General features: G+C 65.0%; 24 protein-coding genes. 10 read left to right on the top strand and 14 right to left on the bottom strand.

The genetic code is table 11. The features are described from left to right. Positions 1-3 precede the first annotated feature (3 nt). The 5 genes from B4F51_RS23500 to B4F51_RS23480 are packed head-to-tail and all read right to left on the bottom strand — an operon-like array spanning position 4 to position 4,535. Positions 4-480, bottom strand: a complete 477-nt coding sequence (locus B4F51_RS23500) for a hypothetical protein (RefSeq protein WP_296229200.1) — start codon at positions 478-480, stop codon at positions 4-6. An 18-nt stretch (positions 481-498) separates the two neighbouring features. Further along, positions 499-1,281, bottom strand: a complete 783-nt coding sequence (locus tag B4F51_RS23495; RefSeq protein ID WP_296229198.1) for an FAD:protein FMN transferase — start codon at positions 1,279-1,281, stop codon at positions 499-501. A gap of 8 nt (positions 1,282-1,289) precedes the next feature. Continuing rightward, positions 1,290-1,850, bottom strand: a complete 561-nt coding sequence (locus B4F51_RS23490) for an FMN-binding protein (protein ID WP_296229196.1) — start codon at positions 1,848-1,850, stop codon at positions 1,290-1,292. Between the two features lie 37 nt (positions 1,851-1,887). Continuing rightward, positions 1,888-3,264 (bottom strand): porin, encoded by a 1,377-nt coding sequence (locus B4F51_RS23485; RefSeq protein ID WP_296229194.1) that lies wholly within the window; start codon positions 3,262-3,264, stop codon positions 1,888-1,890. 29 nt (positions 3,265-3,293) lie between these two features. Further along, positions 3,294-4,535 (bottom strand): cytochrome-c peroxidase, encoded by a 1,242-nt coding sequence (locus B4F51_RS23480; protein ID WP_349676327.1) that lies wholly within the window; start codon positions 4,533-4,535, stop codon positions 3,294-3,296. 385 nt (positions 4,536-4,920) lie between these two features. Here B4F51_RS23480 and B4F51_RS23475 point away from each other — a divergent pair, with 385 nt between their 5' ends. Then, positions 4,921-5,922 carry an alpha/beta fold hydrolase gene (locus B4F51_RS23475; RefSeq protein WP_296229193.1) on the top strand — a complete coding sequence of 334 codons (1,002 nt, stop codon included), beginning with the start codon at positions 4,921-4,923 and terminating at the stop codon, positions 5,920-5,922. Here the strand turns inward: B4F51_RS23475 and B4F51_RS23470 are convergent, their stop codons facing one another. Then, positions 5,923-6,291, bottom strand: a complete 369-nt coding sequence (locus B4F51_RS23470) for a hypothetical protein (protein WP_296229284.1) — start codon at positions 6,289-6,291, stop codon at positions 5,923-5,925. A 137-nt stretch (positions 6,292-6,428) separates the two neighbouring features. On the opposite strand from B4F51_RS23470, the gene B4F51_RS23465 reads away from it, so the two are divergent. Then, on the top strand, positions 6,429-6,641 hold the full coding sequence (locus B4F51_RS23465; protein ID WP_296229190.1) for a hypothetical protein: 213 nt from the start codon (positions 6,429-6,431) through the stop codon (positions 6,639-6,641). A 42-nt stretch (positions 6,642-6,683) separates the two neighbouring features. On the opposite strand, the gene B4F51_RS23460 is transcribed toward B4F51_RS23465, so the two are convergent. Both B4F51_RS23460 and B4F51_RS23455 read right to left on the bottom strand, forming a co-directional pair. Beyond that, entirely contained in the window at positions 6,684-7,232 is a 549-nt protein-coding gene (locus B4F51_RS23460) for a surface-adhesin E family protein (RefSeq protein ID WP_296229188.1), read from the bottom strand. A gap of 66 nt (positions 7,233-7,298) precedes the next feature. Next, positions 7,299-8,180 carry a D-amino-acid transaminase gene (locus tag B4F51_RS23455; RefSeq protein WP_296229187.1) on the bottom strand — a complete coding sequence of 294 codons (882 nt, stop codon included), beginning with the start codon at positions 8,178-8,180 and terminating at the stop codon, positions 7,299-7,301. 176 nt (positions 8,181-8,356) lie between these two features. On the opposite strand from B4F51_RS23455, the gene B4F51_RS23450 reads away from it, so the two are divergent. Continuing rightward, positions 8,357-8,866, top strand: a complete 510-nt coding sequence (locus B4F51_RS23450) for a GNAT family N-acetyltransferase (protein WP_296229184.1) — start codon at positions 8,357-8,359, stop codon at positions 8,864-8,866. Positions 8,867-8,970: 104 nt separating this feature from the next. Next, on the top strand, positions 8,971-9,279 hold the full coding sequence (locus B4F51_RS23445; RefSeq protein WP_296229182.1) for a hypothetical protein: 309 nt from the start codon (positions 8,971-8,973) through the stop codon (positions 9,277-9,279). A 19-nt stretch (positions 9,280-9,298) separates the two neighbouring features. Here the strand turns inward: B4F51_RS23445 and B4F51_RS23440 are convergent, their stop codons facing one another. From B4F51_RS23440 to B4F51_RS23425, 4 genes are all read right to left on the bottom strand, one after another. Further along, a complete protein-coding gene (locus B4F51_RS23440) occupies positions 9,299-10,042 on the bottom strand; it encodes an ABC transporter ATP-binding protein (RefSeq protein WP_296229180.1) in 744 nt (247 codons plus the stop codon). 11 nt (positions 10,043-10,053) lie between these two features. Beyond that, positions 10,054-11,880, bottom strand: a complete 1,827-nt coding sequence (locus tag B4F51_RS23435; RefSeq protein WP_296229178.1) for an ABC transporter permease subunit — start codon at positions 11,878-11,880, stop codon at positions 10,054-10,056. 4 nt (positions 11,881-11,884) lie between these two features. After that, a complete protein-coding gene (locus tag B4F51_RS23430) occupies positions 11,885-12,937 on the bottom strand; it encodes a branched-chain amino acid ABC transporter permease (protein WP_296229176.1) in 1,053 nt (350 codons plus the stop codon). Between the two features lie 105 nt (positions 12,938-13,042). Beyond that, positions 13,043-13,939: an IclR family transcriptional regulator gene (locus B4F51_RS23425; protein ID WP_296229175.1), complete on the bottom strand. Its 897-nt coding sequence runs from the start codon at positions 13,937-13,939 to the stop codon at positions 13,043-13,045. 293 nt (positions 13,940-14,232) lie between these two features. Here B4F51_RS23425 and B4F51_RS23420 point away from each other — a divergent pair, with 293 nt between their 5' ends. The 3 genes from B4F51_RS23420 to B4F51_RS23410 all read left to right on the top strand — a co-directional run bounded on the left by B4F51_RS23420 (position 14,233) and on the right by B4F51_RS23410 (position 17,159). After that, entirely contained in the window at positions 14,233-15,192 is a 960-nt protein-coding gene (locus B4F51_RS23420) for an MBL fold metallo-hydrolase (protein WP_296229174.1), read from the top strand. A 75-nt stretch (positions 15,193-15,267) separates the two neighbouring features. Next, on the top strand, positions 15,268-16,947 hold the full coding sequence (locus B4F51_RS23415; RefSeq protein ID WP_296229172.1) for an FAD-dependent oxidoreductase: 1,680 nt from the start codon (positions 15,268-15,270) through the stop codon (positions 16,945-16,947). A gap of 5 nt (positions 16,948-16,952) precedes the next feature. Next, positions 16,953-17,159 (top strand): DUF2783 domain-containing protein, encoded by a 207-nt coding sequence (locus tag B4F51_RS23410; protein ID WP_296229171.1) that lies wholly within the window; start codon positions 16,953-16,955, stop codon positions 17,157-17,159. Positions 17,160-17,208: 49 nt separating this feature from the next. Here the strand turns inward: B4F51_RS23410 and B4F51_RS23405 are convergent, their stop codons facing one another. After that, positions 17,209-17,652, bottom strand: coding sequence for a PaaI family thioesterase (locus B4F51_RS23405; protein ID WP_349676325.1), 444 nt, complete (start codon positions 17,650-17,652; stop codon positions 17,209-17,211). Between the two features lie 68 nt (positions 17,653-17,720). After that, the gene (locus B4F51_RS23400; RefSeq protein ID WP_296229169.1) at positions 17,721-18,638 is read right to left on the bottom strand and encodes a LysR family transcriptional regulator; all 918 of its coding nucleotides are present in this window, start codon (positions 18,636-18,638) and stop codon (positions 17,721-17,723) included. A gap of 134 nt (positions 18,639-18,772) precedes the next feature. Here B4F51_RS23400 and B4F51_RS23395 point away from each other — a divergent pair, with 134 nt between their 5' ends. The 3 genes from B4F51_RS23395 (at position 18,773) to fahA (ending at position 22,898) form a co-directional block, all read left to right on the top strand. After that, on the top strand, positions 18,773-20,173 hold the full coding sequence (locus B4F51_RS23395; protein WP_296229168.1) for an MFS transporter: 1,401 nt from the start codon (positions 18,773-18,775) through the stop codon (positions 20,171-20,173). Between the two features lie 63 nt (positions 20,174-20,236). Next, positions 20,237-21,583, top strand: a complete 1,347-nt coding sequence (gene hmgA, locus B4F51_RS23390) for a homogentisate 1,2-dioxygenase (RefSeq protein ID WP_296229166.1) — start codon at positions 20,237-20,239, stop codon at positions 21,581-21,583. A gap of 43 nt (positions 21,584-21,626) precedes the next feature. Next, the gene (fahA, locus tag B4F51_RS23385) at positions 21,627-22,898 is read left to right on the top strand and encodes a fumarylacetoacetase (protein WP_296229165.1); all 1,272 of its coding nucleotides are present in this window, start codon (positions 21,627-21,629) and stop codon (positions 22,896-22,898) included. The last annotated feature ends 76 nt before the right edge of the window (positions 22,899-22,974 follow it).

The raw sequence follows: 22,974 nt of genomic DNA, 5'->3' as shown, positions 1-22,974 counted from the left end.
ACGCTACATCTGGAACGCCGACGCAGCCCTGCGCCGCCTGCGCCCGATCGCGATGTGCACCCACAGCGCAATGCACACCACCACGCCCGCCACCCAATGCAGGATCTCCGCACTCTGGCGCGGCAGCTCACCATTGACGTAGTACAGCGCATAGCCGGTTGCCACCAGCACCGCCGTCAACGCACTAAACACGGCGCCCGCCGCACGATTGCGCCGCCGTACCCACGCGTTGCGGATATGCGGGCCCCACAGCATGCCGAAGAGGTACAGGCCCGCCATGGCGGCCGCGCCATGCAGCTTCATGCTCCATGCCAGCGCCAGCATGCCGCCCTCGCTGCCGTCATCCAGGAAATGCAGCACCAGCCAGACCAGGCCCGTCACCAGCAGCAAGGCGAACACGCCATACACCGCCCAACGCCGGCGAGGGCCCAGGCGGAACGCACTTTCGCGCAGATGGTGGGAAAAACGGGGCGCAGACATGTCGGACGAAGCAACCGGTTAACCCGCGGAGTATACGGCCACCGCCGCGCCGTACTGACCCAACAGTGGATGCGCAACGTCACCCGTGGCCAATACCACCTTGGTCAGCGCATCGGCCAGCATGCAGGTCGGCGCCAGCACGGTTGCCCCAGCAAGCGCCGGCAAGCTGGTTCGCGCTGCGTTGTGGAGTCGCGAAGCACTCTCTGCATCGGCGCCCAGACCACCTGCCGTCGAACTGGCCAATGCCGCGTTGTCGAGCATCACCGTGGTTGCGATGCGTGCCGCGTTGCGCGGGTCGCGCACCTGCACCGTCATCGGACGCGCACCGTGGTGGCGCAGATCGCCGCCAGCGTTGACGACGGCGCGGTCAATGGCGAAATCACGCATCACCTCGACTGCACGATCGACGGCAAACCCCTTGGCGATGCCGCCCAGATCCATCGGCGCATCGGTCAGCTTGAGCAGCACATCGCCTTCGAAGGCGACTGGAAAGCGCGTGTCGGCCAAGCGTTCCGGCGTTCCGACACGGCAATCGAAGGCACGCGCCGATGCTTCATGCAGCGCGCCAGCCAAGCGCAGAACGGCGAGCGTTCGGGGATCGACATGCAGCCGCGCACCGGGCACTGCGTGATTGACCGTCTGCAACTCACTGTCGTGCGTGTGGAAGCTCAGCAATGCATGCACGGCGGCAATCTCGTTGAATGCCGCCGCCACGGCCATCTCTGCATCGGGACCTTCTGCCTGTATGTCGACGAGCGTACCGAGCAGCGGCCGCGCACGCCGGAAGACGACAGACTCCACCACTCGCCTCAGCTCTTGACGAGCGCCAGTTGCGCCATCACCGCGATGCGTCGGATGCCGTCGGTCAGGTGCGTGCACGACAGCGTCGCTCCGCTGATGTTGTTGATGTCGTCGCCAATGCGCAGCGCCGACTTGGCCGACTTGCCCAAGAACTGCGTGCGCCACGGCTTGTTGCGAACTTCGTAGCCGTGGCTCTCACGGTACGTAAGGATCTCGACGCCGGTAATCTCGCCCGCCGGGTTCAGGCCCACGGCGTAGTTGATCAGCTCGAACTTGCCGATGACGGCGTCGGTGACGACGTAGCCGATCGCCTTATCGCCCTGCCTGGCTTGCCACGCACGCCAGGCACCGGGCTTGGCCTGCCCGCCGGCGCGGTCAGCCAACTGCCTGAGCTGATCGGCCGACAGCGCGAGCGGCACCGGCTCGAAGCTGGTGGCGTGGGGAAACATCGACTTCTGAGCCTCGGCAGCGGACATGTAGTCCGCCGCAAAGGCCTTCGTGACGACGATTCCCGGCGCGCCAATGGCGGCGGCACACACGAGAACAATGGGCACTGGCTGGTAACGCATGGCTTGCACCTCCTTCGGTTCTTCGGATTGACGCCACTTAGAACGATACGCCCAAGCCCAGGTCCACCCGCGAGAAATCGCGATTCTGCTTGAAGCGCTGGTAATCGACCTTGAAGACCACATTCGGGTTCAGGTAGAAGTTCGCGCCGATGGTGTAGACCGTGTCGGACAGCGACGGCCAGCCTGCGGGGAACGTAAAGCCCGGCGCCAGACCCGCGTATTTCTCGCCCATGTTGTAGCGCTCGTAGCGAACGAACGGCGCAAAGCGGTAGTCACCCTTCTGCCACACGTTGTAGGCCGCCTGCATGAACCAGCCGTAGAACGCCGCTGGCATCGGATTGGCCGCCCCCGGGTTCGCTTGGTTGATGACAGCGGTATTGCTGAACAAACCGCGCGCATACAGGGCGGACAGATCCCACTTGCCGGGCGTCCAGCGGGCATGCGCTTCGTACAGTGTGGCGCGCTGTTCAGGCAGCACAGCTTCGGTGCTCGACCGACTGCTCTTGCCCGTGAAAACCGAGCCGCCCAGCGTCAGGCCCGAGATACCGGTGTAGTTGAGCGCCACGTACTGCGACAGGTTCTTCGCATTTGCCAGCCCCAGTTCCTGGTGGGTCTGCTGCAGCGGGCCGGCGCCGTTGTTCTGCATCTCCAGCGCGGAGCTGAATGGCGGGTTCTCGGGGTTGAAGTTCCACTTGGCCAGGTCCAGGCCAGTGGTCAGGCCCACGTTCCAGTTCAGACCGAAATCGGTATCGCCGTACAGCGACAGGCCACCCTCGCGCCACGTGCTCGGGATGATCAGCGTTTCGACAAAGTTACGATGCACGCCGTAGTAGTTGGTCGGCTCGTGATTGCGGTTGATGAAGCCCGTCGGGATCAGGAACAGACCGGCGTTCAGGCCGATCTTGTCCGTCAGCTTGTGGTCGATGTAGAACTGCTCGACCTCGAATTCACCCGAATCGGTCGACGATGCAATTGCATGCTCGACCTCGAATTCCGAGTTGAAACGCGTCTTGTCGTTAAAGCGGTAACCGATGCCGAACACGGCGCGCGAGAGGTCGAACCTGGTGTCTTCGGAGTGGCGGGTTGGGCGGCTGTAGTTGGCTTCGCCGTAACCCCACAGCGTCAGGTTGTCCAGCGGCGACGGCTTGGTCGAGGCAAGCTGCGCGGTCTGCACGGTCTGCTGCACATCCTGCAACGCCGCGGTTTGCTGCTCCTGGGCCTTGGCCTGCGTCTGCTGCTGCGTGGCCAGCGTCGCATTCTGTGCCTTCACTTCCTTCAGCTCGGCCTTGAGCGCTTCGATCTGCGCGGCCATCGCATCCAGCCTCTGCTCCAGTTGCGCGGAGGTGGCGGCATTGGCCGCGCCCGCGCCCATCAGCGCAATGACGGCCGCAGCCGACAAGGCGGTTCGCTTCATGATGTGACTCCCTTGGCGTCTTGAATGGTTTATTTGGTGCTGCTCGTCTTGGCGCCTGTGGCTCCAGTGGCCGAGACGGTCTGGATGCGTGCGGCACCCACGCTGGCGGCGGTGGAGCCGCATTGCGCCGGCACGCGGTAAGCGGAAGGATTGGCCGGATCGAACCCGTCGGTCAGCGTGCACAGGAAATGCACGATGTCGCTCATCTCCTGGTTCGTCAGCGAGGGCGCCTTGGCCGGGTTGTACGGCACCTCCGCCACGTTCACGTTGCCATCAAAGGCGACCGGCAGGTCGTTGTACGGAACGTCGGGCGTGCCATCGGCCTTGACGTACCAACGGCCAGGGTCGGTATCGCGCGTGACGTACCACGCCACCACCTGGTCCAGCGTCTGGAACACGCCGTTGTGGAAATACGGCGGCGTGAGCGCGATATTGCGCAGCGTCGGCACCTTGAAGCGGCCGCATGTCTGGCCACCCACGCGGAAGTCGGTCCGCAGCGGGCCACATAGGCCCATGTCGTAATAGCTGTAGTTCGGATCGCCCAGCGCCAGGCCGTTCTTCGGCACGTACGGCAGCGTGGTGCCTTCTTGGTTGGCGGCAATGCTCCAGTTGCGCGGGATGCCGACGTTGTCGTTGGTGAAGTCGGTAAACAGCGCCGGCGTCGTGCCCTTGCCCGTCGAGATATGGCAGGCGTTGCAGTTGCCCTTGGTCGGGTTGTTGAACAGCAACAGGCCGCGCATTTCAGCATCGGACAGCGTTGCCTTGCCTGCCAGGTACGCGTCGAACTTGCTGTCGAAGGTGTGGAAGCTCGGGTCTTCGGACTGGTAGGCGGCCAGCGCGCGGCCGATGCTCTGCATGGCGGTCGTGCTGTCCTGGACGCCTGCCTTGGTAAAGACGGCAGTGAACTGGTCGATGTACGGGCGCGTCAGCAGCGTCTTGAGCACGTCGTCGGCCGAGGCGTTGGCCATCTCGAACGCGTTGGTGAACGGCTGCTGTGCCTGATCCATCAACGACGGCGAGCGCCCATCGCGGAAGAAGCCGCCGAAGGTCTTGCCGGTGTTGTCGGTCTGGAAGGTGGGCGTGTACGACGCGTAGTTCAGCGACGGCGTGTTGCGCAAACCCGGCAGATCGCCATTCGGCCCGCCGAACGACACGGCCAGGTTGTTCGGGTCAGTAAACCCGCGCGCCGGATCGTGACATGACGCGCACGACTGCTTGCCCGAGGCTGAGAACGCCTGGTCGAAGAAGATCTGCTTGCCGACCTGCGCCATCGGCGAGAGCCCCGAGGACGGCGTCGACTGACTGCTGCTGCCACCGTCCCCGCCACCGCAAGCCGCAACGACCGCTGTGCACGCTGCCAGCCACATTGCGTGCCACGACACGCGCACCACTCGGCGGGCGCACACGCCGTCTCCTCCATGTTCTCTTTCTTGCATTTCCCTGATGCCGGCGGCGCTGCGGCCAACCTAAATGATTCGATTAATAGTAATAGGAACAATTCGCGTTCGCATTCTATGGAGATTTTCCAAGGAAAGCACGAAGTTTGTTGCGACGCGCACACGCAACGTTGGGAAAGTCACGCATTGTCAAACGGTGATGCCGGTTCCACCATGCCATCGATCAATGTCGCAATCTGATCGACATGGAGGTCCGCCGATGCTCACGCCCACCGATTCCCAGCGCCCGAAAAATGGCGCCGCGCAGTCATCTCATGTGGTGCATTCCGGCGGCATCCGACTGCACGCGCGCCTGACCCAGCCTCAAGACCCGAAGGACGCCCGCGCCCGTGAGCGCCCCGCCGTCGTCCTGGTCCACGGCTATCCGGACGACAGCTCGGTGTGGGACGGCGTGCGCGATGCGCTGTCGCGCCATTGCCGCGTCCTCACTTTCGACGCGCGCGGCGCGGGCCTGTCGGACGCCCCCGCCGATATCGCCGGCTACCGCATCCCCCTGTTCGCCGACGACCTTGCCGCCGTGGCCGATGCACTGCTGCCTGGCGAACGCTTCCACCTGGTCGGGCACGACTGGGGCTCCATCCACAGTTGGGAATCGGTGACCACCGACCGCCTGCGCGGGCGCATCGCGTCGTACACATCGATCTCGGGGCCTTGCCTGGACCACGTCGGCCATTGGATGCGCGCGCAGCTCAATGCCGGCACGTGGGCGGCCAAGCGCGCCGTGTGGAAGCAGCGGCTGCAGTCTTGGTACGTGGGTTATTTCCACCTGCCGGTGGTGCCGGAATGGTCGTGGCGATTGTGGGTGGCGCGCGCGTGGCCGTGGTGGCTGCGCAAGACGGAAGGCATCCGCGGCGTAGGACAGCGGCCAACGCTAGTGCGCGACGCGTGCAATGGCGTGCAGATGTATCGCGCGAACTTCCGTGAGCGGTTGGCACGCCCGCAGGTGCGCGCACCGCATGCGCCCGTGCAGTTGATCGTGCCGACGCGGGACCACTACGTGAGCCCAGCCGTCACGCGCGCCGTCGAGGCGTGGGTGCCGCACTACTGGCGGCACGAGATCGACGCGGGCCACTGGCTGCCGCTGCGTCGCCCTGACTGGGTGGCGGATTGCATCCGCCGCTTTGCCGACTATGTGGAATCGGGCAACGAACCCGCCGTGCTGCAGCAGGCCCGCGTAGCCGGCACGAGCGTGCCGGCCTGATCATTGATTCTGCTGACGCGTTACTTGCCGCCTCACTCGACCAAACGCCGGTGGTATTCCTATTCCTCCAGCGGGCGCTGCAGCGTTGCTGCCGATGCGGATGTAGTCCGGCTCGTTCAGGTTGGCCAGCGACACACGCACAGACGGGTTGAGCGTGCCGAAGCCGTTGCCCGGCAGCAGCACCACACCGCTTTCCTTGGCCAGGCGAAACAGCACTCCGGCCTGTAGCCTCATACGCGACATGCAGCGCGCCCGAGAACCTAAGAGAGCGCACATCGCCAATGTCAATTTCGCAAAATTTAACTGCCAAAGCACATTTTCAACGATTCGTATTAGAACATTGCGCCCAACGCAAACGTTGACGTGCATGCATCTCGCTGCAATCATCGTCCGCCTGCAACACCGCTGGCGGTGCGTCACGATCTGACGGCCGGATAGCCCGAGACGCCGACGCCGCGCGAACCGCGGCACCCGGCCATCGAGACAAAAGACAGGGATACGAGACAATGAAAAGCAAGGTCGTGGTGTACGGACCGCTATACGGGAAGTGGTACGCGATTCTGGTCAACGACGGCGTGGCCGCGGAATCGAACCAGTTCGTGTCTTATGAAGCCGCCATGGGCTTCGCTTCGCGCCGGTATCCGGAGCTCGAACAGGAGCGGCAGCCCTACGCGCGGGGCCGCGAAGATGTCGACAAAGAGGAAGAAGCGCCGATCTGAAGGGCCGAGGCGGCATGCGTGCCGCCTTGCATTACTGGCTCACTACTGGCCTGCCGTGCAGAAGCGGCCCGCGATCCAGTCGAACACGCTGCCCTCGCGCAGCGAGCGGCTTTGCGCGTCGTCGCCGTAATGAATCTGGTAGAGCGGTTTGCCGGTGGCGTTGCGTGCGCGGTAGAGCGTCTGCGCAATCACCGTGTAGGTACGTCGCGCGCAGTCAAGCACCACCTGCTTGACCGACGAGCGGATCGGCTGGCCGTCCGACGTCTTGATCGTGAAATCGGGCAGGACGTTGCGCAGCAGCCGGAAGTGCACGGTGGGCATGTCGCTGGTGCCAGCACCGGCGTCGACCTGCGGCTTGACCGATTGCCGATCAACATAGGACACCACGCCGGTAGCGCCCACGAAGCGGCGCCAGCGCGCATCAGCACCGGCTTGCCCGGATATGGATACCACATCGGCGGCCACAGATACCGCCGGCGCAGCCGCCGACGGCGATACGGTTTGAGCGAACACGGGCATCGCGGCCCATTGCGCGACGACCAGGGCGGTCGCCGCGATGGCGCCTTGCCGGCGCCAGCCTCCTGTCTTCATGGGATGTCTCGCCTAGCTGCAAAAAACTCAGCCGGTGATTCTACCGTGCAAGCCCAGCCGTTCTCGTCACATCTGATTGGCGGGCTCGGCAATCTCGGCGGTAGCGATGCCCGCGAAGCGCAGATACAGCGCACGCAGCGCCTGCGTGAGCGCCCCGGGCTGGCCGTTTCCGATCTTCACGCCGTCAATGGAGGCAACCGGCATCACGAACGTCGACGCGCTCGTATAGAACGCCTCCGCCGCCCGCTGGGCTTCCTGCACGGTAAAGGCACGCTCCTCCAGCGTCAGGCCGTGCTCACGCGCCAGCGCCAGCACCGAGACGCGCGTGATACCAGGCAGCACGGCATTGGACAGCGGCCGCGTGATCAGGCGCTTGTCTGCGGTGATGATGAAGGCGGTGGACGACGCGCCTTCGGTCACGCGGTCGCCGTCGGTCATCCAGGCCTCATGGGCGCCGGCGGCGGCGGCCATCTGCTTGGCCATCACCTGCGGCAGCAGGCCGACGCTCTTGATGTCGCAGCGCTTCCAGCGCAGGTCGGGCACCGTCACTACGGTTGCGCCTTTCTTCGCCAGCGGGCTGTCGACGATGGTCTTGACCTGGGTAAAGGCCACGGCCGTCGGCGTGATGCTGGCAGGAATACCGAAGTCGCGCTCGGCCACGCCGCGCGTGACCTGCATGTAGACCACGCCTTCTTCCAGGCCGTTGCGAGCCACCAGCTCCTCGCACACGCGCGTCCATTCGGCCTCGGTGTACGGGTTCTTGATGTCGATGGCGGACAGCGAGCGCGTCAGGCGCGCGAGGTGCGCATCACTGTCGACAAGCTTGCCGCGCGCCACGGCGGTCACTTCATAAATGCCATCGGCAAAGGTAAAGCCACGGTCCATGATGGAGACGGTAGCCTCGGCGGCCGGCACGTATTGGCCGTTCAGGAAGACGATTCGGGACATGCTGGGGAGGAGAGATTCAAGCCGGGCGGGACTGCCCTGCCAACGAATCTACAGGATACGTGCGCCGCACCGCGAATAGCGATTTGCAGGCAGGTTATGCGCAAACGGCATGATGGTCCGGGAGCGTCCGGTAGACTCGCTGGTTTTCCGGCCACCTCCCGCCCACTGCGCCAGCCATGTCCGAACTCGTCATCCGCCCTGCCGCCGCCCGAGACTTGCCCGGCATCCTGGCCGTGCAGCAGGCGTGCTATGGCGATGGGTTCCTGGAACCTGGCGAGGCGCTTGCCAGCCGTTGGGCGCGCAGCCCGGCCATGTGCCTGGTTGCGTTGAACGGCCACCAGGTGGTCGGCTACCTGCTCTCGCATGCGTGGCACGCATGGGCGCCACCCAAGTTGCACGTGCCGCTGCCGGCCGCGGATGCGGCTGACGTGCTCTGGTTCGTGCACGACATGGCCATTGCGCCAGCCGGCCGTGGCCAGCGCCTTGGTGAGCGGCTCTACGCGATGGCTCGTGCCGCTGCCCAGGCGCAGGGCCTGCGCCAATCTCGCCTGGTGGCCGTGCAAGGCGCCGATGCATTCTGGCGCCGCCTCGGCTATCAGCCCGCCGCCATCGAACCCAGCCAATTGCAGACGCTGCGCGCCATCTACGGTGACGACGCCGAACTGATGGAACGCAGGCTTCCCTGACCTCTCGGATTTCGCATCGTTACATTTCGTAACACCGGTATATCTTCTGCAAGACTGCACGCGCGCCACTCGACTACAGTGCAGCCCTGTCGAGGAGTTCCACCATGCAGAAGAATGTGGCGCTGTGCGCGCTGGCCGCAATGGCGGCGTTGTCATCCCAAGCCGCGCTGGCTCGCGTCAATGTTGATGTCGGCATTGGCATTCCGGTCGCGCCGGTCTATGTCGCCCCCGCCCCGGTGTATGCACCGCCCCCTGTCTACGCCCCGCAACCCGTGTACGTCGAGCCGCAGCCGGTGGTGGTTGCCCCCGGCTACTACGAAGACTGGCGTGAGCGGCAATGGCGCGAGCAACGCTGGCGCGAACGCGAATGGCGCGAACATCATCACCACCATCGTCACGACGACGACGATTGATCGTGGCGCCTGACGAACCTCAGGCCGCCTTCTTCGCGAGCCCCAGATAGGTCTCGATCACGCGCGGGTTGACGGCCAGTTCCCCCGCAGGGCCTTCGAGCGTCATGTCGCCCGTTTCCAGCACGTAGCCATAGTCGGCCACTTGCAGGGCGGCGCGCGCATTCTGCTCGATCAGGAGCGTCGCCACGCCTGTTCTGCGCAGGTCGCTGATGATGTGGAAGATCTCCTTGACGATCAGCGGCGCGAGGCCGAGGCTCGGCTCGTCCAGCATCAGCAATTGCGGCTTGGCCATCAGCGCGCGGCCCACGGCCAGCATCTGGCGTTCGCCACCGGAGAGCGTGCCCGCTTCCTGCGCGCGACGCTCCTTCAGGCGCGGGAAGAGGTCATACACCACGTCCATCTGATCCAGGTAGTTGCGCTCGCCGGCGCGCTTGCGGCGGTAGGCGCCGAGCACGAGGTTGTCTTCCACGCTCATGGTGGCGAACAGCTCGCGCTTTTCCGGCACCAGGCACATGCCGCGCGCCACGCGCTTCTCCACCGGCAGCCCCGTCAGGTTGTGGCCCAGGTACGAGACCACGCCATTGGCTGATCCCGTGGTTGGCAACGCCCCCATGATGGCGCCCAGCATGGTCGACTTGCCCGCACCGTTCGGCCCGATGACAGTGACGATCTGGCCCGCGCCTACCTTCAGGTTGGCGCCGTGCAGCGCTTCCACCTTGCCGTAACGGACGTGCAGGTCCTTCACTTCGAGAATGACTGACATGCGCGTTCTCCTTATTCCACGCCACCCAAGTAGGCTTCCAGCACCGCCGGATTCTGCTGCACTTCCTGCGGCAGGCCTTCGGCGATCTTGGTGCCGAACTCCATCACCACCAGCCGGTCGGTCAGGTTCATGACGAAATCCATGTCGTGCTCGACCAGCAGCACGCTCATACCTTCAGACTTCAGCTTGGTCAGCAGGGCTGCCAGCGCCTCCTTTTCCTTGTAACGCAGGCCGGCGGCGGGCTCGTCCAGCAGCAGCAACGCCGGGTCGCAGCACAGCGCGCGGGCGATTTCCAGAATCCGCTGCTGGCCCAGCGCCAGGCTGCCAGCCTCCTGGTACATGCAATCGGCCAGGCCCACGCGCTCCAACTGCCGGCGCGCTTCGAACAGCAGCTTCTGCTCTTCGGCCTGGTTCATGCGCACCACGCTGGCGAGCACCCCGCCCTGCGCGGCAAAGTCACCACGCAGGTGGGCGCCCAGCGCCACGTTTTCGAGCACCGTCATGCCAGACAGCAACTGCACGTGCTGGAAGGTGCGACCGATGCCGCGCTTGACGATCTCGCGTGAAGGCTTGTCGCTGATGCGCTCGCCACGGTAAAGCACCTCGCCGCGCGTGACCGGCAGCACGCCGGTGACGAGGTTGAAGGTGGTCGACTTGCCCGCGCCGTTGGGCCCGATCAGACCGATGATCTCGCCGGCCTTGACCTGGAAGCTCACGTCGTTGACGGCCACCAGCCCGCCGAACTCTTTGCGTGCAGCCCGCACGTCGAGAATCAGTTCGCCGGCCTTCGGCTTCTCGCGTAGCGGCAACGCCGGCGCATCATCTGGCGCGTGGGCCGTCGGCGCCGACGGAAACAGCTTGCGGATGAACGGCCACACGCCATCGCGCGCGTATTGCAACAGCAGGACCAGCAGCACGCCGAATACAATGATCTCGAAATTGCCGTTGGAGCCCAGCAGCTTCGGCAGGATGCTTTGCAGACTGTCCTTCAGGATGGTCAGCAGACCCGCGCCCAGCACCGCGCCCCACACGTGGCCCACACCGCCCACCACGGCCATGAACAGGTATTCGATGCCGTAGTTCAGGCCGAACGGCGTCGGGTTCACCGCGCGCTGCAAGTGGGCATACAGAAAGCCCGAAATGCACGCCAGCACCGCTGCACACACGAAGATCACGACCTTCATCCACGCCGTGTTCACGCCCATCGCCTCGGCCATCGTGCCGCCGCCCTTGAGCGCGCGGATGGCGCGCCCCGGGCGCGAGTTGAGCAGGTTCTGCACCGCCAGCACGGCCACCACCACCACGGCCCAGATCAGGTAGAACATCTCGCGCCCGGTCTGCAGCGATTTGCCAAGCACGTTCAGCACCGGAATGCCATTGAGCCCGTCGTACTTGCCCAGGAACTCCAGGTTGCCGAACAGGAAGAACAGCGACAGCCCCCAGGCAATCGTCGCCAGCGGCAGGTAATGGCCCGACATGCGCATCGTGATGATGCCGATTACGTAAGCGCAGACCACCGTGATCACCAGCCCCGCAAGCAAACCCAGCCACGGAGACAGCCCATACTGCGTCGTCAGGTACGCCGTGCTGTACGCCCCCAGGCCCACGAACGCCGCCTGCCCGAACGAAGTCAGCCCACCGACGCCCGTCAACAGCACCAGCCCCAGCGCGACAAGACTGTAGAGCCCGATGTAGTTCAGCAGCGTGATCCAGAACTCAGGCGTTGGCAGCACGGGCAGCAGCGCCAGCACGATCACAAACACCGACGTCAACAGGCGGTTGCGAGAAAGCCAGCCGCGTTGCGTGTTGTTCTCGGAAGATTTGGTCAACGTGGTCATCGGCTTATTCCTCTTCTTCGACGTGCTTGGTGGTGAGCGATCGCCACAGCAGCACGGGGATGATCAGCGTGAACACGATCACCTCCTTGAACGCCGACGCCCAGAACGATGCATACGATTCCAGCAGCCCCACCAGCAACGCGCCCAGCGCCGCCACCGGATAGCTCACCAGCCCGCCGACGATGGCGCCCACGAAGCCCTTCAGGCCGATCAGGAAGCCCGACTCGTAATAGACCGTGGTGAGCGGCGCGATCAGGATGCCGCACAACGCGCCCAGCGCCGCCGCCAGCGTGAAGGCCAGCCGCCCCGCCTGCGTGGTGCCGATGCCCACCAGCCGCGCCCCCAGCCGGTTGACGGCGGTGGCGCGCAGCGCCTTGCCCGACACAGTGCGGCCAAAGTAGAAGTACAGCGCCACGATCATCAGCGCCGACACTGCCACCACCCACAGGCTCTGGCCCGACACGGTGAGCGCGCCCAGATCGAAGCGCGCATCGGAAAACGCATCCGTGCGCGAGCCTTCCGCGCCGAACATCACGAGGCCCAGCCCCACCATCGCAAAGTGCACGCCCACCGAGACGATCAGCAGCACCAGCGTGCTCGCTTCGGCCAGCGGTTCGTAGGCCAGGCGATAGATCATCGGGCCCATCGGGATGACGATCAGCAGTGCGAGCGCCACCTGCACGGCCTGCGGTAGCGCCATCGGCGCCAACACTGCGGCCGCGGCATACACCGCCAGCGGAAACGCGAGGTACTTGACCGCGTAGATGGCACCCGTGCGCAGCGCATGCAGGCGCAACTCGGGCTGCCGCAAAGTGCGGCCCATTTCAAACAGGAAGGTCAGCACGCCAAGCACCACCAGCATGGTGGCCGACAACGGCGCCTTGTTGCCCTGAATGGCCGCCAGCGTAAGCGCGCCATAGGCCACGAACTCGCCTTGCGGGATGAAGATCACGCGCGTGACGGAAAACACCAGCACGAGCGCCAACGCCAGCAGCGCGTAGATCGCACCTGACGTTACGCCGTCCTGCGCCAGGATGGCGGCAATCGACAAGTCCATGAGTCTCCTCGTTCTTGTAGTCGTGGAGTTCGCGCCGAGCACGAGGGGGCGCCACGAATTACGGGATGGTAAATTTTTTACGCGAGGGTGAAATTGGCGAGAACCCTAACGCTCGGCTCGCGCACGTCTCGCGCCAGGTCTTGGGGACCGAGACGCAGGCTCCGGCATGGGAGCCTGCAGCATGGCAGAAAGCTGCGTCACAAAGGCACGCAGCGTAGCCTCGAGCCCACCGCCGCGCTGCGCATGGAACAGCGGCTTGACATTCAGCGCAATCAGCACCAGCGCCAATTGCCCGTGCGCACCGAACACCGGCAGCGACAGCGCACTCACGCCCGGCAGCAGGCTGCCCGAGACCCATGATGCGCCTTGCACGCGGATCTCCTCGCACAGGCGGTAGTAATCGGTAAGCGAACGCGGCAGGTCTGGCAGGTCGTCGCCGGTGCGCTCGTGGAGCTCGCGCTCAACCAGCGGCAGCGTCTGCTCGATCGGCAGATACGCACCGAAGAGGCGGCCGGTGGCGGAATTGAGCATGGGCATGACATCGCCGATGCGCAGGTTCACACCGGGCGCGCCGCCCGCCTTTTCCCAGTGCACGACGGTTGGGCCGCGATCGCTCCAGACTGCAATGCCGATGGTGTGGCCCGTCTGGTCGCGCAAGCCGGCCAGCAAGGGCCGCGCGCGGATGATCGATTGCGAGCGGTTGAGACTCGCCAAGCCCAGGCGCAGCGCAAACGGGCCAAGCTCGTAGCGGCTGGTCAGCGGATCTTGTGAAACGGCACCGACGCGCTGCAGGCTCACCAGGTAGCGGTGTGCCTTGGACGGGTGCATACCGGCCGCGCGGGCCAGATCGCCCAGCGCCATCGCCCGCATGGCCCGCGTGAGTGCGGCCAGCAATTGGGCGCCGACCTCGATGGACTGGATGCCCGAGCGGTCACGACTCGCGCGCGCATCCTCGGTATCGCTTTCGGGCGACAGGTCATCTTCGACTTCGGTGGTCTCCATGTCCTCTGGGGCGCGTGTTGGGTGCGTGTTGGGCAGGTGCCGGAGGCCGGCAAGTGGCGCGAGCGTAGCATGCCGCAGGCGCCCATCTGCCACATTTCATTTTTATGCATTGTAAAAACAATGCTTCTAAGCATAACTCTCGTATACCCTAGGCGCGACTCCAGAGCGTGCCGTCTATGATGGGCAACGTTCGGCATGACCTGACATCTGCGTGCTCCCAACCGCGCTTCCAGGCCTGTTCCGGCTTCGCAACAATTCCCCCAACCGTAATTCACTACACCAGGAGTGACCGAATGGCCAAAGCCTTCGCCTCGCAAGCCGACCTCGAGGCCAAACAAGTCACCTTCACCCAGCTCTCGCCCAACGCCTACGCCTACACCGCCGAGGGCGACCCCAATTCTGGCGTCATCATCGGCGACGATTCGGTGCTGATCGTCGACACCACCGCCACGCCGGCGATGGCGCAAGACCTGATCGCGCGCATCCGCAGCATCACCGACAAACCCATCAAGCACGTGGTGCTCTCGCACTACCACGCGGTGCGCGTGCTGGGCGCGTCGGCCTACTTTGCCGAGGGCGCGCAGAACATCATCGCCAGCCGCGGCACGTACGAGATGATCGTCGAGCGCGGCGAGGCCGACATGAAGTCGGAGATCGAACGCTTCCCGCGCCTGTTTGCCGGTGTCGAGACCGTGCCCGGCCTGACTTGGCCGACGCTGGTGTTCGAGCGCGAGCTCACGCTCTTCCTCGGCAAGCTGGAAGTGAAGATCCTGCACCTTGGCCCGGGCCACACCAAGGGCGACACGGTGGTGTGGATTCCGTCGCAGAAGGTGCTGTTCTCGGGTGATCTGGTCGAATACGACGCCGCCTGCTACTGCGGCGATGCCCAGCTCGAAGAATGGCCCGCCACGCTGGATGCCCTGCGCGCGCTCGGCGCCGAGAAACTCGTGCCGGGCCGCGGGCCCGCGCTGCTCAACCCGGCCGAAGTCGACAAGGGTCTCGCCTACACGCGCGATTTCGTCTCGACGCTGCTCCACGCTGGCCGCGAAGCCGTGGCACAGAAGATGGACCTGAAGGCCGCCATGGCTCACGCCCGTGCGGCGATGGACCCGAAGTTCGGCCAGGTCTTCATCTACGAACATTGCCTGCCCTTCGACGTGACGCGTGCCTATGACGAGGCCAGCGGCATCAAGCACCCGCGCATCTGGACAGCCCAGCGCGACCAGGAGATGTGGCAGGCGCTGCAAAGCTGACAGCTCCAACCGCTCCGGCGACCCACCATCCACCAACAAAGCGGCGGCCACGACCGCCGCAGGTGCGAGCGAGACATGAACCCCGATTTCCAGAACCGCGTCTTCTCTTACACGCCGTGTGCTGAACAGCAGCCCGACAGTGCCACGGCACCCCGCCCCGTTGTCATCGTCGGCGCGGGGCCGGTCGGCCTGGCCACGGCCATCGACCTGGCCCAGCAGGGCGTGCCCGTCGTCGTTGTGGATGACGACTGCACGCTGTCCGCCGGCTCGCGCGCAATCTGCTTTTCCAAGCGCTCGCTGGAGATCTTCGACCGCCTGGGTTGCGGCGATCGCATGGTCGACAAGGGCGTGAGCTGGAACGTCGGTAAGGTCTACCTGAAGAACGAACTCCTCTATAGCTTCGACCTGCTGCCAGAAACCGGCCACCACCGCCCCGCCTTCATCAACCTGCAGCAGTACTACGTAGAAGGCTTCCTCGTGGAACGCGCGCAGGCGCTGCCCAACATCGAGCTGCGCTGGAAAAGCAAGGTGACGGGCCTGGCGCAGGATGCCGATGGCGTGACGCTTACCATCGAGACGCCCGACGGCACCTACACGCAACATGCGCAATACGTGGTCGCCGCCGATGGCTCGCGCAGCCCCGTGCGCCAGATGATGGGCCTCGAAGCGCACGGCCAGACCTTCAAAGACCGCTTCCTGATCGCCGACGTGCGCATGGAGGCACCCTTCCCGAGCGAGCGGTGGTTCTGGTTCGACCCACCGTTCCATCCGAACCAATCCGTGCTGCTGCACCACCAGCCTGACAACGTCTGGCGCATCGACTTCCAGCTCGGCTGGGATGCCGACCCGGTGGCCGAGAAGCAACCCGAGCGCGTCATCCCGCGCGTGCGCGCGCTGCTGGGCGAGGGTGTCGACTTCGAGCTGGAGTGGGTGAGCATCTACACCTTCTCGTGCGAGCGCATGGACCGCTTCCGCCACGGCCGCGTGCTGTTCATCGGCGATGCGGCGCACCGCGTGTCGCCGTTCGGTGCACGCGGCGCCAACAGCGGCCTGCAGGATGCGGAGAACCTCGCCTGGAAGCTGCGCATGGTCCTGCGTGGCGACGCCCCCGACACCCTGCTCGACACCTATGCGAGCGAGCGCGAATTCGCTGCGGATGACAACATCCGCCACTCCACGCACTCGACCGATTTCATCACGCCCAAGAGCGCAGTCAGCCGGCTCTTCCGCGATGCCACGCTGCGTCTGGCCAAGCACTATCCATTTGCACGCGCACTGGTCAACAGCGGACGGCTGTCGGTGCCGACGGTGCTCGAAGGCTCACCGCTGTTGACGGCGGACGAATCGCCGTTCGCCGGGCCGCTGGTGCCGGGTGCTGTCGCACTCGATGCCCCGGTGCGAGGTGCAGATGGCCGCGCCGACTGGTTGCTTTCCCGCATGCGCGATGGGTTCTGCGTGCTGCGCTTCTGCGGCGCCGGCGAGCATGTCGATGCGCTGCCGTTGCCCACGCTGGCGATCTTCCCGTCGGGCGGCATGGGCACCGTGTCGGCCAACGTGACCGCGCTTGAAGACATCGACGGCCTCGTCGCGCAACGCTATGACGCGCGCCCCGGCACGCTGTACCTGATTCGCCCGGATCAGCATATCTGCGCACGCTGGCGCGGCGTCGACATCGCCAAATTGGCTGCAGCCGTCCGTCGCGCCACCGGCCTCCCCCTGCCCACCGAGACACCGCGCGCCGCTGCCACCGCCTGACCGCCATGCCGCTCAATACCCAACCCAATCTGCCGCGCCCGGACGACTTCTACGAAGCGCTGATCGACACACACCGCGACCTCACCGATGCGCAGAGCGCGATGCTCAACGCGCAGCTCATCCTGCTGCTCGCCAACCACATCGGCGATATGGCGGTGCTTCGCGAGGCGTTGAATGCGGCACGCACGGCGTTGCCGGCCAACGCCTCCTGACGCCGGGCAACACAACGAGGCGGCACGACGGAGCCAGCGCGAACAGCAGCTACTTCTCTGCCTTGCCGTGCATGACCATGATGGTCTGCTGCATGAGGGCACACAGCACCTCCTTGCCATTCTTGACGGCAAACACCTCCGCCTTCGTCACGATCAACGTCCGCCCCGGGCGAACGACCTGCCCCCGGGCAATGAGCTTGTCGCCATCCGCAGGCGCGACCAGGTTCATCTTGTATTCCACCGTCAGGACCGACGCACTGGCCGGGACCATCGTCATGGCAGCGTAACCGGCTGCGGAATCGGCAATCATGCCGACGACCCCGCCGTGAACAAAGCCATGCTGCTGCTCCACGCCCGCCCAATGCGGAACATGGATTTCGGTTCGCCCGTGCTCGACGACAGGCAGCGTGGCACGAATCAAGTGCATCGCATTTTGCCTATCGAAGCTGGCGGCAACGCTTTGTGCAAAGTCTGGGTTGGCAAGATGGGCCACGAATCGGCTCCCATTGGGATGAGGTGTGTTGCGGATTTACGCTCAAGGCTTTTCAGCATTACCACAGGTTATCCATCCACCTCCGCAAACCGCTGCGCCACCAGATTGCGCAGCCACTGGTTGCCTGCGTCCTGATGAAAGCGCCGGTGCCAGAACACATTGGTCTGCAGCGCCGGAAGCTTCAGCGGCGGCGGCACGAAGTGCAGCCCGAACGGCGGCGCCGCGCGCTCGGCAAGCTTGCGCGGCACTGTCACCACCAAGTCGGTCGTGCTGACGATGTATGGCACTGCCACAAAGTGCGGCACCGAGAAGCGCGCCGATTGCGTGATCCCCGCCTTGTCAAGCAGCGGACCGATGGCGTTATACGGGCTGGCTGAACTGGCCACCACCAGGTGCGACGCGGCGCGAAAGCGCTCCAGCGTCACCTCCCCCTCCGCTAACGCGTGCCCGCGCCGGAACATCGTCACGAAGGCCTGCTGGAACAGACGACGCTGGAAGACGCTCTCGCCGGAAAGATCATCGAACGCGCCGATGGCGAGGTCGATGGCGCCCGCCTCCATCCCGGACTTCATGTCGAATGCGCCGGCACGCACCGTGTCGATACGCACGCCAGGCGCCTGCTCGGCACATAACTGCGCCAGCACCGGCATGAAATACACCTCGCCGACGTCGCTCATGGCGATGGTGAACGTGCGTGTGGAACTGACCGCTTCAAAGTGCGTGCGCTGACCAAAGGCGCGCTGCAGCGTATCGAGCGCCATAGCCACCGGCTCGGCCAACTGCTCGGCAAGTGCGGTCGGCATCATGCCGCGCGGGGTGCGCACGAACAGTTCGTCGTCAAACGTCTGGCGCAGGCGCGAAAGCGCGTTACTCACCGCCGGCTGCGACAGGCCCAACCGCTCGGCCACGACGGAAATGCGCTTCTCGCGCAGGATTTCCTGAAAAAGCACGAGCAGGTTCAGATCCACATCCCGCAGATTGAGCATGGCATCGCCCCAACATTCACAATATCAATATCATGCATTCTCGCATTGATATTTCAAATTTTCAGCCAATCCGGACAATACGCGCATACCAAAAATCCAGAACAGAGCGGCAACGCCGCCACCGGAGACCACCCATGCGCCCTGCCCCCGCTGCCCACGCAGCGCCATCCGCTTCCATTGACCTCGCGCGCCTCATCGACCAGCGCAAGGTCGGCGGCTTCCAGATTCTGCTGCTCGCCATCTGCGGGCTGTGCCTGATCATCGACGGTTTTGACGTGCAGGCCATGGGCTATGTGGCGCCGGCCATCATCAAGGACTGGAATATCACCAAGGCGAGCCTGGGACCGGTGTTCGGCGCGGGGCTGTTCGGCATGTTGGTCGGCTCGCTGGTTTTTGGCGTGCTGGGCGATCGTTTCGGGCGGCGCCCGGTGCTGATCATCGCCACGCTCTTCTTTGCAGCTTGCATGCTCGCTACCACGCAGGTGGAAACCGTGCAGGCGCTGCTGGTCCTGCGTTTCATCACCGGCCTGGGCCTTGGCTGCATCATGCCCAACGCGATGGCACTGGCCGGTGAGTTCAGTCCGGCGCGCTCGCGCGTGACCTGGATGATGCTGGTGTCGTGCGGCTTTACCGTAGGTGCTGCGCTGGGCGGGTTCGTAAGTGCGGCGCTGCTGTCGCGTTTTGGCTGGCAGGCAGTGTTTCTAGTGGGCGGGCTGGTGCCGTTGGTGATTGGCACGATGATGGTGCTGTGGCTGCCGGAATCGCTGCAATACCTGGTGCTCAAGGGCGATCCGCAAACGCGCCATCAGCGTCTCGCGCGTTGGCTGGGCAAGCTTGATCCGCAGCTCAAGGTGGATGCGCAGACGCAATTTGTCGTGCCGGAGGCGCCGGCGCGAGGTATGCCCGTCTCCGCGCTGTTCACCGAGGGCCGCGCCAAGGTCACGCTGGTGCTGTGGGTCATCAACTTCATGAACCTGATCGACCTGTATTTCCTGTCGAACTGGCTGCCGACGCTGATTCGCGACGCGGGCTACCCGACCGACACCTCGGTGCTGGTGGCGACCGCGCTGCAGGTGGGCGGCGTGATCGGCACGCTCACGCTGGGCCGCCTGATCGACCGCCTGGGTTTTGTGCGCGTGCTGGCGATGTGCTTCCTGATTGCCTGCACCACCGTCGCGCTGATCGGCCACGTGGCGGCGGCGCTGCCGTTGCTGGTGGCGGTGGTGTTCGTGACGGGCTTTTGCATCGTCGGCGGGCAGCCTGCCGTGAATGCGCTGGCCGCCACGTATTACCCCACCACGCTGCGCGCCACCGGCATCGGCTGGAGCCTGGGCGTGGGCCGCATCGGCTCCGTCATCGGCCCGGTGATCGGCGGACAACTGATTGCCATGCAGTGGAGTGGACCGGCGCTGTTCTCGGCCGCGGCGGTGCCGGCGCTGGTGTCGTTCGGCATGGTGCTGGCGCTAACGCTGGCCGCCAGTGGCCCGGACGCCGCACGCTTTGCCTCAGGTCGCACAACCGGCAAGCCCGCCTGATGGCCCCGTAACGACTACGCTTTCCCTGAAGACGCTCCTGACTTTTTCTCCAAGGACTTCACCATGAACATGCTCGCCCCGACGGCCAAGAACGCATTCACCCCCGCGTCGCTGGACCGGCCCGCTTACCAGAGCGGCTTCGGCAACGAGTTCGCCACCGAAGCCCTGCCCGGCGCGCTGCCGCACGGCCAGAACTCGCCGCAGAAGGCGCCGTATGGCCTGTATGCGGAGCAGATTTCCGGCACCGCGTTCACCGCGCCGCGTGCACACAACCGCCGCTCGTGGCTGTACCGCATCCGCCCGGGCGCGGTGCATCTGCCGTTCGAGGCCATGGCGCAGCAGCGCTTCCATAACAATTTCAATGAGGTGCCGCCCTCGCCCAACCAGTTGCGCTGGGATCCGCTGCCCGCGCCGGCTGCCGGCACCGACTTCATCGATGGCATCGTCACCTTCGCCGGCAACGGCGGGCCGGACGCGCAAACCGGCTGCGGCATCCACCTGTACGCCGCCAACGCGTCGATGACCAACCGCTTCTTCTACAACGCCGACGGCGAACTGCTGATCGTGCCCCAGCAAGGTCACCTGCGCCTGCTGACCGAAATGGGCGTGGTCGACGTCGAGCCACTGGAGATTGCCGTCGTCCCGCGCGGCGTGCGCTTCCGCGTCGAGCTGCCGGACGGCGAGGCGCGCGGCTACATCTGCGAGAACTTCGGCGCCCTCTTCCGCCTGCCGGATCTTGGCGTGATCGGCTCCAATGGCCTGGCCAACCCGCGCGACTTCCTCACGCCGCACGCCTGGTATGAAGACCGCGAAGGCGATTTCGAACTCGTCACCAAGTTCCAGGGCAACCTGTGGCGCGCGAAGATCGGCCACTCGCCGCTGGACGTGGTGGCCTGGCACGGCAACTTTGCGCCGTACAAGTACGACCTGCGCCTGTTCAACACCATCGGCTCGATCAGCTACGACCATCCGGACCCGTCGATCTTCCTGGTGTTGCAGAGCCCATCCGCCACGCCGGGCGTAGACACCATCGACTTCGTGATCTTCCCGCCGCGCTGGCTGGCGATGGAACATTCGTTCCGCCCGCCCTGGTTCCACCGCAACATCGCAAGCGAGTTCATGGGGCTCATCCAAGGCGTGTACGACGCCAAGGCCGAAGGCTTCGTGCCGGGTGGAGCCAGCCTGCACAACTGCATGAGCGGCCACGGGCCTGACGCCGAGACCTTCGAGAAGGCCAGCCATGCGGACACCACCAAGCCGCACAAGGTGGACGCGACGATGGCCTTCATGTTCGAGACGCCCGGGGTGATCCGCCCGACACGCTTTGCGGCCGAATCGGCACAGTTGCAAGCCAAGTACTTCGAGTGCTGGCAGGGCCTGAAGAAGCAGTTCGACCCGAACCAGCGCTGAGCCGCTCGACTCGACCACAACACGAACGAACAACGCCCCCGACATGACCACACGACTCTTGAGCTGGCTGGAATCGGCCAACACGCCCGACACGCACTTCCCGTTGGAGAACCTGCCGTTCGGCATCTTCTCCACCAAGGAGAATCCCTCGCCGCGCGCGGGCGTCGCCCTGGGCGACCAGGTGATCGACCTCGGCACACTGGACGATGCCGGCCTGCTGCCCGCATCTGCGCGCGGGGCCTTCCGCACCGGCACGCTCAACACGTTTATCGCGTTGGGCAAGCCCGTTTGGCACGAGACACGCAAGCGCCTGCAAACGCTGTTCAGCGTGGCCGACACGCACGTGCGCGACAACGCCTCGCTGCACGCGCGCGTGTTGGTGCCACAGGCTCACGCGGTGATGCATCTGCCGATCGACATTCCCGGCTACACGGATTTCTATTCGTCCAAGGAGCACGCCACCAACGTCGGCCGCATGTTCCGTGACCCGGAGAACGCGCTGCTGCCCAACTGGCTGGAGATCCCCATCGGTTACAACGGTCGCGCCAGCTCGGTGGTGGTGAGCGGCACGCCGCTGCACCGCCCGATGGGCCAGATCAAGCTGCCGGACCAGCCGCGCCCAATCTTCAGCGCCTGCCGCAAGCTGGACTACGAACTGGAGATGGCCTTCGTGGTCGGCAAGCCGAGCGCGCTGGGCGAAGCAATTCCCATCGATGCCGCGGCCGACCACATGTTCGGCGTCGTGCTGCTCAACGACTGGAGCGCGCGCGACATCCAGCAGTGGGAATACGTACCGCTGGGGCCGTTCAACGCCAAGACCTTCGGCACGTCGATCTCGCCGTGGATCGTGACGATGGAAGCGCTGGAACCCTTCCGCGTGGCCAACCCGGCGCAATCGCCCGAGCCGCTCGAATACCTGCGCCAAAGCAAGCCGAACGCCTACGACATCGCACTGGAAACCGCACTGCGCCCGCACGGCGGCGAGCGCACGACCATTGCACGTACCAACTTCCGCGCAATGTACTGGACGATGGCGCAGCAGCTTGCGCACCACACCGTCTCCGGCTGCAACGTGCGCGTGGGTGATCTGATGGGCTCCGGCACCATCAGCGGCACCACGCCGGATTCGTACGGCAGCCTGCTGGAACTGACCACCAACGGCAAGCAGCCGCTGCAACTGGGCAACGGCGCCACGCGTGCCTTCCTGGAAGACGGCGATGAAGTCATCATGACCGGCTGGTGCCAGGGGGACGGCTATCGCGTTGGCTTTGGTGAAGTGCGCGGCGAGGTGCTGCCGGCACGCAGCGTGAAGTAACCCAATCCGCTACGGCGGGCGGGCGAAAAAAAACCTCTGCGATTATTCGCAGAGGTTTTTTTCTTGTTGGGACCAT

The sequence above is a fragment of the Ralstonia sp. UBA689 genome, assembly GCF_002298975.1.
In the GTDB taxonomy this organism is placed as follows: domain Bacteria; phylum Pseudomonadota; class Gammaproteobacteria; order Burkholderiales; family Burkholderiaceae; genus Ralstonia.
Note: the sequence above shows the minus strand (reverse complement) of the source record. Positions and strands in the feature narration are given on the sequence as shown.